The sequence below is a fragment of the Cytobacillus sp. MT66 genome (assembly GCF_058792595.1).
In genome coordinates, this window is the sequence record NZ_JBXAFB010000017.1 from 15,419 (window position 1) to 31,248 (window position 15,830).

Consider the following 15,830-nt stretch of genomic DNA (forward strand, 5'->3'; position numbering starts at 1 on the left):
GATAATTTAAATTATTACACACCAGGCATGGCGCAGCTATGACATTTGTAATATTCTTTCACTCGTTCACCTCTTATGTTAATTAGCTTCTAATTTTTTATTTTCAAAGATACAGCATCACAATCATTCGATTATATTCGCAAGTAATCCTTCTACCCTCATGTTTCTTAGTCTCATATATATCCCCTTTCGGAAGCAGGGGTAGGGAACCGTCTCCTCTTCCGAATTTTACCGTGAGGGATACTAGGTAACAAATCACGAAAATGTGGGGATGACCTTATGAGACACCATTATAAGTGATCATCAACTACAATACCTCGACATACCCTTCCGTCCCATTTACCCGAATTTGCTGTCCATCTTTGATTAATTTCGTCGCATTTTCCACCCCAACAACTGCAGGCAACCCATATTCACGTGCGATAACTGCGCCATGGGTCATCAGTCCGCCAACCTCGGTTACAAGACCTTTTATGGATACAAACAATGGTGTCCAGCTAGGGTCCGTAAAGGCTGTGATTAATATGTCCCCTTCTTCTAATTCGGCATCTTCCATTTTTAAAATGACACGTGCTCGCCCCTCAATAATTCCGGCAGAAACTGGTAAGCCAACTATCGCCTCAGCCGGGAGATTTTCTCGTTTGTATTCACCTGAAATGATTTCACCATCAGATGTAATCACACGTGGAGGAGTTAGTTTTTCATATAATTTGTACTCTTCCCTTCGCTGACTGATGATTTGGTAATCCATTTTATATGTCCGTACAGCTTCGCTTAATTCTTCAAAAGTAAGATAAAATATATCCTCTTTTTCATGTATAACACCCGCTTGTACGAGTTTTTCAGCTTCTTTCAGTAAAGCCAGCTTATAAACAAAATAGCGATGGATCATGCCGTATTTCGGATATTCCCGATAGCCGATGAAATGACGGATTAGGTCAATCATTCGTTTTGTTTCTTTGGCCTTTTGTTCCCCATCCGGTAACTGCTTCAATCGGCCCAATAACTCTTGTTCTTTTTCTAAAGCAACTTGCAGCCCTTGCTCAAATTTACGCTTGCTAGCATTTGGCTCGAAGTTTTTAATGTTACTAAGAATTGTGGGGACAAGCGTCATTGGTTTTTCACTCCAACGGGTTTTCGTGATATCGATTTCCCCTGCACATCGCATACCGTATTTTTTGAGAAAGGCACGGAAAGCGTTGCTAGCTTCCTGCCCGCCTTCCAAATGAACGATCTTCTCCAAAAAGTTATCATCTTTAACACTCTGTAAATAATCAATTACTTCTGGATACGGACGAATCACATCTGCGACATCCAATAAGGCTAGGCCCATTTCCGAAGTAATATTATTTGGTACCGATTGAGATAGTGTATCTGCAGCGTTTTTTTCACCTAACCACTCGTTCATTTTTTCATTGATCCAGACCGAAGCATTGATAGCAGCCATAAATACAGCTGAACTTTGTGGGTCAAATAAAATCTTCTTTAATTCTTTAATATCTTGCAATATAAAGTCAAATAAATCTGATCCTGTTTTTGTTTGAATGTTAGCTTTCAATTCTTCTATGGATAGTTGACTGCGCTTAATCAGATCAGAAACGATTGCAGGATTGTTTTCGAATTGTTCTGGGATCACTGTATTGCCTTTGGTGTTAATCGATGTTTTTTCATCATCCGGTTCCATTTTTATAAAATCTTCACGCTTAATGATATTCATGATGGCATCCTTCATGAGCGGATCATGTTGTTCCATTGCCTTTAATAAATTGTTTCTGCTGATGGTTGTAGCCAGTTGATGGGTGACATCTACAAACAGCCTTCCACCGGCTTTACGCATAGGAGCAGGAGTCGTTAACAAGAAAAATGACAATCCCAATGGTTTCATCGGGTCAGTCATCATTTGTTGATGACCAACAGATACATAGACGCGGTTTTCTTCCGTCTCCGTTTCAGGGATGGGGTATAAAGTTGTGATCGAGCGGCTCTGAACTAGATAAAATATATGATCAACCACACACCATTCGATATCTTGCGGGCAGCCAAAATGAGCTTCGATTTGTCTCCCGATCTGAGCCAGCTGTAAAATTTGCTGGTCAGTAAGGGTTTGTATTGTTTGCTGATCCGGATCGATCTGTTTTGACTCTGTTCCGCCTTCTTTTCGTCCGTAGATCGCTAATTTTTTTGTTGCTATCCGCTTATCAACAATTTTATCCTCCCGAACCTTATAACCATCGGCAGTTACCAGGCCAGAGACTAGTGCTTCACCCAGACCAAAACTGGCATCGATGGACAGTAGCTTTCGATTAGAAGTAACCGGATCTGCGGTAAATAAAATTCCTGAAGCCTGTGGGAAGACCATCTGTTGAACAATCACGGATAAATAAACATGTCTGTGGTCAAAGCCATTTTTTATCCGGTAGGTAACTGCCCGATCCGTAAATAAAGAAGACCAACATTTCTTGATATGATGCAAAATGGATTCTTTGCCAATAATATTTAAATAAGTATCATGCTGACCAGCAAAAGAAGCATGCGGTAAATCTTCTGCTGTCGCACTCGAACGCACTGCATAAGCATGTTCTACGCCTAACTTGGAGAGATAGGCAGTAACTGTGCTAACAACATCAGCAGGAATCTCTACTGCCAAAAGAAGCTGTCGAATCCTTCCACTGATTTCGCCAATTTGTTCACAATCATCTGCTTGTAGCGTTGTTAGTTGATCCAACAATGCTTGAAATGCCTTGTTTTCTTCAACAGCCATTTGATATCCCTCTGTTGTAATACAAAATCCATCCGGTACATTTATCCCTGGAATTCTGGATAGCTCACCTAAGTTCAGTCCTTTTCCGCCAACAAGTAAAAGCTGCCTCCTATCCATTTCCCGAAAACCAAGAACCAAAGAACCCATTCCACATCGCTCCTAACCATTAAGGTGCTATTGATTTTACTCGTGATGAGAGGTAATTAACAGTCTATATTTGGTATTTTTTGTGTGGTATAATTAGGGTAGAGGGTTAAAAAAATTGCTTCTCCACTCCTTAGCATAGAACCTGATTACCCGTCCTTAGCGACAGAAGGACAGGATCGTTGCTCCACTAGAATATAAACTAATTTGTGAAAGGTTGTGCTGCACCTCCCCTTTCCAAACTTTAACATTCCCCCAATACTCACAAAATTTTATTAAACACATACAACATTGCAGTACATACCACAACTATCTTTTCGAATAGAAATAAGGAAATTTACTAGTTCAGTGGGATTTTCGAACGAAGATGTAGACACCGGTCAAAATCGCTGTTTCATGAGATACGAAACAACAAGTAGTTTAATTTGTTGACAACTAGTGAGATGAAGGGTAAATTTTAGTTATAATATATCTTTAATTTGAGATATTTAAATCAAAGATATTTTAGGATAATACTAGAGTATGATAAAGAAGTAAAACAATTTGGAGGCGATAGTATGAAAGGCTGGCAATTTACTGGCACTAATATTCCACTAGAATTGATTGAAAAAGAGGATCCAAAAGCGATTGCAAATCACGTTGTGATTGATGTAAAGGCGGCTGGTCTATGCCATTCGGACGTTGCAGCATTACAGGATCCAGGTTGGATGCCACTTTTTCCAAATGGTCCTGTTATTATGGGGCATGAGTTTGCTGGGGTTGTTATCGAAGTGGGTGAAGGTGTAGAAAATATTAAAGTTGGAGATCGTGTTGGGGCTAACCCAATGAATAGAGAAACAAAAGTAACTGCTGGGTACACTTATGACGGCGGTTATGCAGAAAAAGTGCGTGTTCCTGCAGATCAATGCGTAATCATTCCTGAAGGCGTTTCCTTTGTAGAAGGTGCGGCTTCAACTGATGCAGGAATCACAGCTTATCGTGCTATTTTCAGTATTGGACAAGCAAAAAAAGGGACAAAATTAGGAGTTATCGGTATTGGCGGACTTGGTCAATTTGCTGTGCAGATGGCACTAATTAAAGGCTGCGAAGTATACGCTACAGATGTCTCTCCAGAAGCTAGGAAACTTGCTGAAGAACTAGGTGCAAAAGTGTACGACACCATTCTTGATATGAAAGAAGCAGAATGTGATGTCATTGTTGACTTTGCTGGTTTTGGTCAAACAACTGCTGATGCACTGGAAGCTGTAAAACCTCGAGGAACAGTTGTTATCGTTGGTATGGGTAAATTAGAATCCAACATCAACACGTATTTAATGATTACGAAAGAAATTAAGCTTCTAGGAAGTAACGGTGGAACAGTGGAAGACTTAAAAGGTGTATATGATTGCTTCGCTACTGGAAAAATGAATCCAAATCTTATCACAATTCCATTTGAAGAAATCGACAAAGGCTTAGAAAAACTGAAAAATCATGAAGTAAAAGGCCGCTTAGTAGCTGTCTTCGAATAAATGCAGTTGGGACAAAACCCTCCCCTGAAATGAAAAAGCCTGTGAGATTTTACTTGTCGTGAAATTTCACAGGCTTTTATATTAAAAATAGAATAAGGACACATTCTGTTAAACTTTTCCGCCACAGCAAAAAACCATAACCATAATCCCCTATTGTTTCTTCATTAAACCCATTATTTTTACATAAAGACATTGGTGGTCGGTGTCAAAGCCCAAATAAAAAAACAGCTACATTTAATCGAGTTGTGCCTTGCGAGGGTTTTCATGGTTCACAATTTTTTCATTTGATAAAATCTAAAAAACCAAATTTTATCTTAACTTTTAAAAAAAATATAATTTTCTTAGAAAATAATGTATAATTTAGCAGAAATTATTTCGATGGGGGAAATTTATGAATAGTAACATTCAATTTATAAGACAGTACGATTTAGACTGGATAAAAGTACTGGCTACTTTAATTGTGTTTCTTTATCATTGTTCAATGTTCTTTAATCCTTTTGATTGGCATATAAAGAATAACGTCATTAATCGGTCTTACATTAACTTTTTTTCCCTCTTTGTTGGAAATTGGATAATGCCAATATTCTTTATGATTTCAGGAATTAGTACATATTATGCCTTACAAAAAAGAAATTTTCAAAGTTTTGTAAAGGAAAGGCTTGTCCGTCTTGGAATCCCTTTACTTCTAGGGATATTTATTTTGTCACCCCCTCAAGTATATATTGAAAGAATAACCAACAATCAATTTGATGGCTCACTCTTCAAATTTTTCCCACATTATTTTGATGGGTTATATTTACAAATCGGCGGAACAGGCAATTTTGCATTTTTCGGACATCATCTTTGGTATCTATTGGAGTTATTACTTTTTTCGTTGATCACATTACCTTTCTTCCTGAATATCAAAAAGGGTGTAGGACGTAAAGCCTTTGGGACTTTTCATTACTTAGTTATGCCAATCCCTTTAATGATAGTGGCTTTGACTGCCAACAATGTTGTGAATTTAGCTAGCTGGGGAATTATCTTTTATTTAATTTTATTTATTTATGGTTACTATTTCTTCTCAAGAGAATCTTTAAGGGAATTTGTACGTAGAGTTGGAGTTTTTGCTGGATATTTAAGTGCAGTTAGTACGGCCGGGTATATATTCTGGGCTATGTATATTGGGTTTCCAATGAATGTCTCGCTAACTTGGGGTATTTTTATGATACTACGAGTGATTTTGGTGTGGAACGTTCTTTTCTTTATCTTATATCTAGGTGATAAATACTTAAACTTCATTAATAGCACGTTAAAATATACAAGCGAAGCATCCATGCCTTTTTATGTGCTTCACCAGCCTATTATTATTTTGTTGGGATTTTTCATCTATAACTTAGAATGGGCAGTTCCTGTTAAAGTGGTATTTTTAGTCCCTGTAGCATTTACGATCATTATGATTTTATATCACTTTGTCATTCGAAGATTTAATTTTTTAAGAGTTATGTTCGGTTTAAGAATAGCCAAAGAAAATAAAATTATGACAGAAAAAATAAGAACAAGTCTAAAAAATTAATCCTTGTAATACCATACTATCAGTTGAATATAAAGGAAATATACAATGCCTAATGTGCTTCCTCCCAGCTCTATAAAGCTAGGATTATTTTCATATAAAGAACTGAATTATAGATTATATTCATAGAATAGCTTCTACAGGTTAACCAACCCTAATTCCATTTTTGGGGTTAGGGTTAGTCTAAGTATCCCGTACATGTGCCGATTTAAAAAGCAAGTGAAACTAGGAGACCAGCTCCGTCTTGAAGTTGAAATAACTCGTCTAAAAGGTCCTATCGGAAAAGGCAAAGGTATAGCTAAAGTTGATGGAGAATTAGTTTGTGAAACAGAAATAATATTTGCATTTGGTGATTAAATGCTATTAATTCTAAGATTTAAGTCGAATTCGGAAGTAAACTACCCTAATCTTGGCACAGAATGGGCCAGTTTACTTCTTTTTTCTATGGTGACAATTGCAATCATTGCTATTTTTTTCTAGCAAAGCTCGAGGTAGAAAAGTACCCAGCATTTGGAATTTACCTATTAATCTACAAATTAGTTAACATAAAAATATTATAATCAATAATTGATATTCTTTTTCAATTTCATATAGCATGTCATGTGGGGTATCATACACGTGAAAATCATAATCTATCCCCCTTCCCCTTCTAGCATCAAAAGAACTAAACACTCCTCCTATCTTGTTATCGTTATTTTAGAAGAGAATAGAGGGCGTGGTAGGATTTCAACGGTTAGAAGAGTGGTAATTCATTCTACTATTTCTAGATTAGAACTGAAAGTTACTACTCACAATGAAGCTAGATTAGCTTTAGTTAAAATTACGACTAACGAAGCACTTAGTTAAAAACGGTACTTAAAGTAATTAGTGCTTTAGTTGAATTATCCTAAATCATCATATGTCTGTTTTACCATGTATAGGCAAAGAAAAGAGACACCATTTAGGATTGCCTCTTGGTCAAAATACTTTATAAAGATTTTTCATGTAGAACTAGCACAGCAATTTTTAGGATTTATCTGTAAATATGATGATACCGGTGCTGGGATATAAAATGTACCAGAACCCGTTATTAAATCATTTTGCCTTTCACCAAGACTATTTAAATATCACAGATTCATTATTTAGTGAACCTTATTACCCTAAGAAGAAAGCATCTAAATCAGCATCATTTTTTAAGATTTTTTGCTCAACTACTCCTAACTCAACTGCTAAATCTACTGAAGCCGCAGCTAAAACAGCTGTATTTGCATGAACATCAAATGCTGCATCAATTAAAGAATCATAGCGTGCATATGTTGTGTTAATTTTAGATATTATATCCTGATAAGTGTTTTCTACTTTTGCTAAAATAGACTCCGTGTAAGCATCTAGCATTTTCTTTAACTCTTGTTCTCTCGCACCAAGCTTGTCTTTTGCAAATCCCCAAACAAAATTTGCAGTAACTGTACCAATAACAGAGCCTAATACTGGAATAGGTATTAGCATTTGTCCTATTGCTCCACCTGTAGCTGCAATACCTGCTTCAATACAAAGGATTTGACCTTGTGTAACAAATTCATCCATAGAGATTTGTTCCTTATTTAAGTCCGCAAGTAAAGATGATAACCCCATCGTTGCACTTGTAACAGCACCTGCAAACGGAGCTGACAGAGAGGTTAAATTAGTTAAAGCGTATATACTCCCGGCAGTAACACCGCCTTTGGCACCTGCACCTGCAGAACTTATACCAATTTCCTTCCAATCATCTTTATTAAAATCCTGAATCTTCTTTCCCTTCTTCACTTTACTATAAATTACTGTAATCGTATTCAATGAAGCTGCAATAGCAGCTGCTGTACCAGCAACTTTAACTCCTTCTCCAATTGAAGGTCCTTTTTTAGCCTCGATGGATTTTGTTTTTTCCCTTGCATCTTTTTGAATTTCATCTTGAATTTTTTGATTCTCATCAACAATTTGGTCTTGATGTTTTGATACCGTTTCCCCGGCTGTACCTAATTGAGCTTCACTATAATTTGAAACGGACGGTTTTACTATTTCTTGAAAACTCCTACCTGTCTGACGCTCTATTTCTTCTACCTTTTGGAGAATAGCACGAATTGATTTATCGTTTAAATTACTAGGGGCTTGGCCTGATCTAATAGCTTCAATAATCTTATATTGATCTTTTGGTATAGAGTAATTCATAGAACTATCTTGATACTTTCCATAATGATCAAGTATATGTTTAAGTGTGTTATTTGATCCATTGATAAATTTGGATTGATACTTAATACCATCTAAAATGAAGTCCTCTGGTGCAGTACGAGCCACTCCATCAAAGGTAGCAACTTCACTTTGACCTTTTAAGGCTACCCAAGCATTGCGAACATTAACTTCTAGATGTTCTGCTACTTCGCCATGTTTCGTTTGTTCAGAACCTAGTATATTCTTTGGTTCTGAGAGAAACTGACGCATTTTCATCATATGTTTCAATGCAGTTTCAAAATTTATATTTTGCTGTTGCTGATTCTGCAATTTTTCTTTAACGATTTGATCTAACTGTTTAGCGATGGATTGACTCTTCCATTGGTTAAACCCATCTACTCCTGCTGCAGTAATCTGGTCTTTCCAAACATTTGTGGACATCTTACTTGCCAACTTCCTTCATAAATAACGCTGATAAACTTTCTGTGTTATTGATTATGGCTCTTAACAAATTACGTTCATCCTGTGAAAAGTCAGTGAAAGACTTTACATTTTTCGTTTTACTAATAAATGAAATCAAACTTTGTTCTAAGTTAGTAGCTAATGTTTGTGTAAAAGAGTTCAAGTTGGTAATCTCTGTAGATGTAGCGTCAAGTACTTTCATTGCCTTTACAATTTCAACTCGTTCCTTATCTGCTTTGATAGCGGCTTCCTTATTCTTTTTGCTTGCAAAGAAACCACCTGCCGCTATACTAGCTGCACCAATCCCCCAACCAATAGGGCCTGCTAATGCTAGTAAGGCACTTCCCCCGGCCATTCCGCCACCACCTGCTGCTAAAGCCCCGCCACCTAACCAAGCTAAAGCTGCATTAGTAGCTGCTGCTCCTGTTAAACCTGAAATAGCTGCTCCTGTTGATGCAGTTCCGAAAGTAGTAGCAATCGCCATTGCTGCTGTTGGAGCAAGTGCCGCTGTAGCTACCCCTGCCGCAACACCCGCTGCTGTACCTCCACCTGCTAACTTAATCATTTCTTTTTCATCATACGAGATTTCGCTAAGTGCCTTAAAGCTTGCAAGATTTACATGGACTTCTTCGAAAGTTTTGTCAAACTCTTTTGGAGTGTTGGCCAAAGTATTTATATAATCTTCAACTTTTTGAATTACATCCTCTGCATAATTTCTTGCATTATGCAATTTAATCGCATTATTTTGTAAGTCGTTAGAAGACTTCTCATATTTATATAAAGCATTTTGTAGTTTTCTTACCGCTTCTTTTTTTAATGAGCTATTTAACATTGATAATTTCTCCTTTTTTTATAGAACCAAGGTCAAAATATAAAGTATTTTTCTGCTAAATCTATTTATTAACCTAGCTTAACCCTTATAAGCATAATTTCTCTATTAGTATTACCGATTTTCACTTCCACCGCCCCAAATTGCTCGGCCACCTGTATGTGCAGTTTGAGCATGGGACTCTTCATCTACTAACTGCAAAAGACCCGGTTCCTCGTTATGGTGCCAAGTATATCCTTCCGGTGTTTGTCCGTTTGCTAGACCTTGGACTTCAGCTTGTGAGAAACCTAGTTCATTGGCAAGGTCCGGATTCTCTATAATAGCCTGATACAATGTATCATTAGCTACTTCAAAATGAACATCATCACCTTCTAAATACAATTCTTCTGCAATCATGACATTGAAAGTTTCATCAAATACAGGGAATGTACCTTCAACAACTTGTCCATTTGGTAGATCAACTGTTTTTTCAACGAAAGGTACTCCTGTTTCTGGAAGTTCATACCCGCTTAAATGATCATTCCTAGTTTCAATTTCCTCTGCTTCTATGATATCTGCTCCATCTACTAAATCTACTACACCGATGGCAAGACCTGACACAGCTACTACTTTACCAAGATTCTTCAGTCCTTTTATTGCTTGCTCTTTATCTCCACTTCTAAATCCTTTATAGGTGCTGCCAGCATTATTAGCTGTGTATTTTAGAGCAGAACCAATTCCCTTTATCGTTTTACCTGTGGAATCCTTTAAATCATTTAAACCTTTTTGTTTATAGTACTCATCTTTTTTAATAGCACCATATGTACCTTGAACCGCTCCATCTACAAACTGTCCTGCATTGTCTAAAGCTATTTTAGAAGCAGATTGAACACTATCTCCAACGTCCTCTAACCATTCACCAGTACCTTTCCACTTACTGCCTACAGCTTTTCCAACTACTTTAACAGAACCGCCGATTAATCCTCCTCCGACAGTTCCAATACCCTTTCCAATATTACGAAATACTCTCATAACCTATTCCTCCATTATTTAAGGACAATACCAATCGTTTATAAAAGCTTCCAACGTATTAATAAAAAAAACAGCTATCCCAAATGTTATAGGGATAGCCAACTAGTCATATACTGCTATTTTTGTATTGGCAACCCGACTATCATTATCCAATAGGATTTTAGACTCGTAGCTTTGCGTCCTTACCTTTCGATAAGTTTGCCTTTATCAGATTTTTATGTCTATATTCACATTACTATTTTACTATAAACACAACAATGAAGTATATCGTTTTTTGTCGGTGATCATTTTTTTCAAACTACTATAAACAAAAGAAGCTCCCATAAGTTTGCTATACTTATGAAAAGCTTCTTTGAGTTTTCTTTTATTGCCTTACTAAATGGAGCAAAAGTTGAGGGTATTGCCTATCCAGAATTTGACGAAACTTTCTAGAACTAATTTATTTTGCCCTACTAACATAGGAATAGCTTAACTCCAAAGTTTATGATGTTCATAAACGGTATCCTCCATTAATTGTTCACCGGTTACATATACATCATTTTCCCATCGTTCGTTACCCAGCCGATTTGGCTCGCTTCCGGCCATAGATTTTCAAATTGTCCTTTGTTTTCTCTTTTTACAGTTAATGAGAATCTTGATTGTGATTCACTAAATAACGCTACTGTCGGTTTGTTTACATAATTAAATTGTAATAAACTAATTTACAGCTGCTATTCGCGATGCTTAATAATCCTCCCGGTACTCAGCAGCCTTAACATCCCACTTAGGTGATAAATCATTATAGGAACTTGTCTTTTGCAAAGCCAATCGAGGCTAAAAAAAGAGTAATAACCATATCCCGATTTAAAGGACTTAAACCTGTACCGTTTGGATAGATCATTTGTGTATTTGGCAATTAAAAATACTGTTTATGGCAGTATGTTTTTGAATATAAATAAGCCGAAAATATGCATATTTTCGGCTTATTTATAGTTCGTGATATTGAAAAAAAGCACCATTTAGTTGCATAAAACTTTTGTAACTATTTCTTATTTATATATATTGTATTATTTTGATAATGCAATTTTTATATGGGCTAAGTGATGCTCTTCGTGCCAGGATAATTTTGCTACTTTTGCTGCAACTGTTATTTTACCGTTTATCTTGTGATTAAAAGCTCGATCTAATTGTTCTTCAGTTAAGCTATTTCCTAAAGATACGATGCGCTCATTTATACCTTCTAACATTTTAATAGAACTTTCTACAGGAAGCTTTGTATCCGGTTGAATCGCCCACTTTTCTTCATCAAAAGCAGGTACTGTTGGATTGTCATCTGTTAAAGCCAGCTTCAACCGTTGATACATATTCAACTGAGAATCTGCAATGTGATGAACAAGTTGGCGGACTGTCCAGCTACCTTCACGATACGTTCTGCTTAATTCCTCATCACTTAGGGAGTCAACAGTTTCTCTTAATCGAATCGTGTAAGTTTCAATTTCCTTTAGCCATTCTTGAATATTTTCTAATGTTACTTTTTCAGGAACTTGTAGTTTCCCAATTGGGTATCTTACATCCATTGTCAATCCCCTTTTCCCTTATTTCATAATATTTTGACCATTAAAGTAATTTCTTTAATTGTATCATTTCAACAAACAACATTGCCATTTAATAGCTTATTCAATTAAATGGCCCATTTGTTGAATGGTATCAGCCTCATCCAGTTACCAATTCCTTTTTTTATAAACATGAGAACTATCGGGTTTTTGGAGAAACAAACTTGTTCCCAGAAATCCAAAAACGCCAGGGATAATGGACAGCCTCACCGGTATTCTGGATGCCAATCCTTGGACCGGAAGCGATATTTTCAAGTTCAATGTCCGTTCCTTTTGCTATCCAAAGTGGGGATTGATCAAGTGGATGGCCATAGTCAGCCATTGTAATGTCAAGTGCCTTTGTCAGTTTACCTGGGCCATTAGTCCATTCGATTTCATTTTTTGCTTTTGGCCTCCTTTTAGCCATTAATTCTTTTCCAGAAAAGGGTTCCAATGCCCTAACTAGAACGGCATGAGGCTGCCCAATTTCAGCGCTTACCACGTTTAAAAGACAATGGGTGTGCATGGAATACGTATAGGCAACCCCGGGTTCACCAAACATAATTTCAGTTCGTTTTGTACGTAGCCCGCCAAAGCTATGTGCCGCACGATCATCGGGTCCCATATATGCCTCTGTCTCAACAATGATACCTGATGCCGTTCCCTCAGAAGTTTCTTTAATTAGAAGACATCCAAGCAGTGCTTTTGCAAGTTCTAGTGTTGGTTGATTATAAAAACTTTTTTCCAGTGGCTTCATCAGGTATTTCTCCTTTTCCTGTAGTTCGCACCTATTTTTCGCCCAAACAATTCCGCTTATGTAATGAATATGCCCATGGGTCATTTCACCTTGTGCTGTAATAACAATAATAAGCGTTATAGGAATCACGAAAATTTGAATGTTTTGTGACAACCACAAAATTATTATCTACATTTAGGATCAGGCATTATATTTGTAACTATTCATTTGTTTTCAAGTCGTTAGAATTAGCTTGGGGGATAACTATAATGATGAATTGGGGGTATTATTTTGAGCTTTCAACAATTAAAAATTGGGCATATGACGCCTAGGTTTCCCATTATGCAAGGTGGAATGGGAGTAGGTATTTCTCTAAGCGGACTTGCTTCCGCTGTAGCAAACGCCGGGGGAATTGGGATTATTTCAGGAACTGGAATTAGTTTCGATGAGTTGCGATTTCACATAAGAAAGGCGAAAGAATCCATTCAGGATGGCGGCTATATTGGAGTGAACGTTCTTTTTGCGATGAATGATTTTGCTGAAAAAATGAAAGTAGCCATTGAGGAAAAGGTTGATTTTATTATTTCAGGAGCAGGTATATCAAGAGATATGTATAGCTGGGGCAAAGAATCTGGCATACCGGTTATCTCCATTGTATCTTCAGCAAGGCTTGCAAAAATATCGGAACGTCTTGGTGCCTCCGCCGTTGTTGTAGAAGGTAATGAGGCTGGTGGGCATCTTGGTACTGAGCGGCCATTGTTTGATATATTGCCAGAGGTGGTTGATGCCGTTAAAATTCCCGTCATTGCTGCTGGGGGGATTATGAATGGACAGGATCTTGCCCGTGCCATTCGATTGGGAGCTTCTGGGGTTCAAATGGGAACAAGATTTGTTGCCAGTAATGAATGTGACGCACCATTATCGTTTAAGGAAAAATATGTACATGCAGGGAAAGAAGATACGGTAATGGTAAAGACGACGGTGGGCTTGGAAGGCCGTGCGATTAAGAACCATTTTACTGAACTAATATCTGATGATAAAAAGGTGAAAATCAAGAAGTGTATTGATTGCCTTAAAGATTGCTCATATCGCTTTTGTACAATGGATTCTTTAATAACATCCATGGAAGGGGATTGCGAGAATGGGCTTGTATTTGCGGGTGCAAGAGTGCATGAAATAAACGAAATCCTTCCCGTCAAAACCATCATTGACGACATCATGACCGAATATAGGGCTTGTATTTAACGCCAAATTTGCAGGGTCAAGATGCTTTTGCTATTGTTGGCAATCTAGAAAGTGAAGGGGAAGCCCGACAACTAACGGCTTCCCTTTTTTATGCGTATCATTTATGACTTGCCTTTACTAAAAATAATGAAGTAACAATGCGCCACTAGAAAATCCAATTATTGGTGCAAATATAATCATAATAACACCTGATATTAAAAGATTTCCTTATTATAAAACTGTACCCTTCTTTCATCAAAGGTCCTTTCATCCTTAGTTCCAAAACCAACTGACTGGAACATTGGGATCTCCGATTAACGCCCCTGTCAATTAAATAAAGACGGGTAGATTACTTTTGGCTAAAAATATTTGACCTTGGGCTAAGTCAGCTCCAGGTGCTTTTGGGAAATCTAAACGTACAAGCCATGATTTTTCAGCAATTTCTTTCCCGCAAAAGGTCTTTGCCATTCCATAATAGTCCTCTTCTTCTTTATTGCCAGCTGTTTCAGGAAAAGGTTTGGCGGTTACTACGTTCCATTTAGTATAGAGGTCAGGATAATCATCTATTCCAGTACCATAAACTTTTGGTATTAAAGTATTTAATGCCTCAATTACCTCTTTTTTATATTTGATAGATGTTTGCTCCAATTCACTTAACACAGGACATTCTTTAGGTTGTGCGAACGCTTGAATTGAACCAAAAAATAGAATTAAAATGAAAGAAATCAATATAGTTAGCCTTTTCATGCAGCTATTCACCTCAAAACTATCTTTCCCCACCTTTTAGAAAAACTTTAATCTCCAGTGTGAAATCTGGGTCAAGCGTCACTTATTTGACTTTCTCAGCTAACTCCAAAATAATTCCCTCTGGACCACGAACATAGCATAATTTATAACTTTCTTCATATTGCTGAATTTCACTAAAGATTTTCGCACCCTTCTTTTTCAATTTGGCAACAACAGCTTCAATATCTTCTACAGTAAATGCAATATGTCGGATACCCAATGTATTTGCATAGGATTGCTGAATACCTTTTTCATCTAACGGTGTATGAAATTTGATTAGCTCTATCCATGTCTGACCATCTGAAGTTCCCATTCCTGCACACACTACTTTAACGTCATTAAGCCCAACTGCATATCCCATCAGATCTCCTTCCATTTCCCATTCCCCTTTAACCTCAAGTCCAAAATCGAGAAAAAACTCTTTAGCGGCAGGGAGATCATTTACAATTACACCCACATGATCCATTCTCTGGATCTTCAAATTTAACACCTCCTATGTTCCTGTTATTTTCTTTTAATCGCAACTTCCTTGTTCTGTTAGACGGTCGCCAATTATTTTAAAAAAACGCCTTTACTATTTTTTTCATTTATTTTACCGCTTCCCTACCCCAGCCAATCATTCACATAGGCGACTAAACCAAGAACCGCCCCAATAGCAGCCCCGAAAAACACAAACCATCCTGTTTGAACTTTCTTTATTTTGGACATCTTTTTATCCCCTCGTGATTTAATGTTCTTTCATTATTAACGAATTATTATAGAAAAAGTTTCACGGTCTTATTGTAAAGGAAATTGTAATGCTTTTTAGGCGGAGATTTTCCGGCTAATGTATAATAGGGAGGCTTAAGAAGCACATATAGACGGAGACTTTCCGATTAAATGCCGTAAATTAGGTAAAATCCAGGGATTTGGAAAAGTTAAACGGAAAAACCTCCCTTATTTTGAAGGAAATAAGGGTTCTTCCTAATTTAGACGGAATTTTGTCGTTTTTTTTAAACAGAGTGAAATCAATAATTAGATATAACAGAAAATACCATTCGCAAGTCAAAAAAACCAAACAAG

The 15,830-nt window shown here is 37.1% G+C and carries 11 protein-coding genes, 2 pseudogenes and 1 riboswitch; of the genes and pseudogenes, 4 read left to right on the forward strand and 9 right to left on the reverse strand.

Annotated features, from left to right (window positions below):
- Positions 1 to 307: 307 nt before the first annotated feature.
- The gene (ppsA, locus tag AC1Q59_RS21485; protein ID WP_492367909.1) at positions 308 to 2,908 is read right to left on the reverse strand and encodes a phosphoenolpyruvate synthase; all 2,601 of its coding nucleotides are present in this window, start codon (positions 2,906 to 2,908) and stop codon (positions 308 to 310) included.
- A 554-nt stretch (positions 2,909 to 3,462) separates the two neighbouring features.
- Between ppsA and AC1Q59_RS21490 the strand changes: the two genes are divergently transcribed.
- The 3 genes and pseudogenes from AC1Q59_RS21490 to AC1Q59_RS21500 form a co-directional block, all read left to right on the forward strand.
- The gene (locus tag AC1Q59_RS21490) at positions 3,463 to 4,413 is read left to right on the forward strand and encodes a zinc-binding dehydrogenase (protein WP_492367910.1); all 951 of its coding nucleotides are present in this window, start codon (positions 3,463 to 3,465) and stop codon (positions 4,411 to 4,413) included.
- A gap of 391 nt (positions 4,414 to 4,804) precedes the next feature.
- A complete protein-coding gene (locus AC1Q59_RS21495; RefSeq protein ID WP_492367911.1) occupies positions 4,805 to 5,968 on the forward strand; it encodes an acyltransferase family protein in 1,164 nt (387 codons plus the stop codon).
- Between the two features lie 198 nt (positions 5,969 to 6,166).
- A pseudogene (locus AC1Q59_RS21500) lies at positions 6,167 to 6,322 on the forward strand (3-hydroxyacyl-ACP dehydratase FabZ); the annotation flags it as partial.
- A 777-nt stretch (positions 6,323 to 7,099) separates the two neighbouring features.
- Here the strand turns inward: AC1Q59_RS21500 and AC1Q59_RS21505 are convergent.
- The 6 genes and pseudogenes from AC1Q59_RS21505 to AC1Q59_RS21530 form a co-directional block, all read right to left on the reverse strand.
- Complete coding sequence (locus AC1Q59_RS21505) at positions 7,100 to 8,590, reverse strand: hypothetical protein (protein WP_492367912.1); 1,491 nt, start codon at positions 8,588 to 8,590, stop codon at positions 7,100 to 7,102.
- A 1-nt stretch (position 8,591) separates the two neighbouring features.
- On the reverse strand, positions 8,592 to 9,443 hold the full coding sequence (locus tag AC1Q59_RS21510; RefSeq protein WP_492367913.1) for a hypothetical protein: 852 nt from the start codon (positions 9,441 to 9,443) through the stop codon (positions 8,592 to 8,594).
- Between the two features lie 111 nt (positions 9,444 to 9,554).
- A complete protein-coding gene (locus AC1Q59_RS21515) occupies positions 9,555 to 10,451 on the reverse strand; it encodes an HNH endonuclease (protein WP_492367914.1) in 897 nt (298 codons plus the stop codon).
- A gap of 126 nt (positions 10,452 to 10,577) precedes the next feature.
- Positions 10,578 to 10,664: riboswitch (cyclic di-GMP riboswitch) on the reverse strand.
- A 255-nt stretch (positions 10,665 to 10,919) separates the two neighbouring features.
- Positions 10,920 to 11,116, reverse strand: a pseudogene (locus tag AC1Q59_RS21520) (hypothetical protein); the annotation flags it as partial.
- A 381-nt stretch (positions 11,117 to 11,497) separates the two neighbouring features.
- Positions 11,498 to 12,007, reverse strand: coding sequence for a YfiT family bacillithiol transferase (locus tag AC1Q59_RS21525; RefSeq protein ID WP_492367915.1), 510 nt, complete (start codon positions 12,005 to 12,007; stop codon positions 11,498 to 11,500).
- A gap of 175 nt (positions 12,008 to 12,182) precedes the next feature.
- Positions 12,183 to 12,779: a DNA-3-methyladenine glycosylase gene (locus AC1Q59_RS21530; RefSeq protein WP_492367916.1), complete on the reverse strand. Its 597-nt coding sequence runs from the start codon at positions 12,777 to 12,779 to the stop codon at positions 12,183 to 12,185.
- Positions 12,780 to 13,049: 270 nt separating this feature from the next.
- Here AC1Q59_RS21530 and AC1Q59_RS21535 point away from each other — a divergent pair, with 270 nt between their 5' ends.
- On the forward strand, positions 13,050 to 14,003 hold the full coding sequence (locus AC1Q59_RS21535; protein WP_492367917.1) for an NAD(P)H-dependent flavin oxidoreductase: 954 nt from the start codon (positions 13,050 to 13,052) through the stop codon (positions 14,001 to 14,003).
- A gap of 309 nt (positions 14,004 to 14,312) precedes the next feature.
- On the opposite strand, the gene AC1Q59_RS21540 is transcribed toward AC1Q59_RS21535, so the two are convergent.
- Both AC1Q59_RS21540 and AC1Q59_RS21545 read right to left on the reverse strand, forming a co-directional pair.
- Positions 14,313 to 14,729 (reverse strand): hypothetical protein, encoded by a 417-nt coding sequence (locus tag AC1Q59_RS21540; RefSeq protein ID WP_492367918.1) that lies wholly within the window; start codon positions 14,727 to 14,729, stop codon positions 14,313 to 14,315.
- 82 nt (positions 14,730 to 14,811) lie between these two features.
- Positions 14,812 to 15,249, reverse strand: a complete 438-nt coding sequence (locus tag AC1Q59_RS21545; protein WP_492367919.1) for a VOC family protein — start codon at positions 15,247 to 15,249, stop codon at positions 14,812 to 14,814.
- Positions 15,250 to 15,830 lie beyond the last annotated feature (581 nt).

Coding starts and splice junctions, on each gene's coding strand:
- ppsA (WP_492367909.1), bottom strand. CDS start 2,908: ATGGGTTCTTTGGTTCTTGGTTTTCGGGAAATGGATAGGAGGCAGCTT.
- AC1Q59_RS21490 (WP_492367910.1), top strand. CDS start 3,463: ATGAAAGGCTGGCAATTTACTGGCACTAATATTCCACTAGAATTGATT.
- AC1Q59_RS21495 (WP_492367911.1), top strand. CDS start 4,805: ATGAATAGTAACATTCAATTTATAAGACAGTACGATTTAGACTGGATA.
- AC1Q59_RS21505 (WP_492367912.1), bottom strand. CDS start 8,590: ATGTCCACAAATGTTTGGAAAGACCAGATTACTGCAGCAGGAGTAGAT.
- AC1Q59_RS21510 (WP_492367913.1), bottom strand. CDS start 9,443: ATGTTAAATAGCTCATTAAAAAAAGAAGCGGTAAGAAAACTACAAAAT.
- AC1Q59_RS21515 (WP_492367914.1), bottom strand. CDS start 10,451: ATGAGAGTATTTCGTAATATTGGAAAGGGTATTGGAACTGTCGGAGGA.
- AC1Q59_RS21525 (WP_492367915.1), bottom strand. CDS start 12,007: ATGGATGTAAGATACCCAATTGGGAAACTACAAGTTCCTGAAAAAGTA.
- AC1Q59_RS21530 (WP_492367916.1), bottom strand. CDS start 12,779: ATGAAGCCACTGGAAAAAAGTTTTTATAATCAACCAACACTAGAACTT.
- AC1Q59_RS21540 (WP_492367918.1), bottom strand. CDS start 14,729: ATGAAAAGGCTAACTATATTGATTTCTTTCATTTTAATTCTATTTTTT.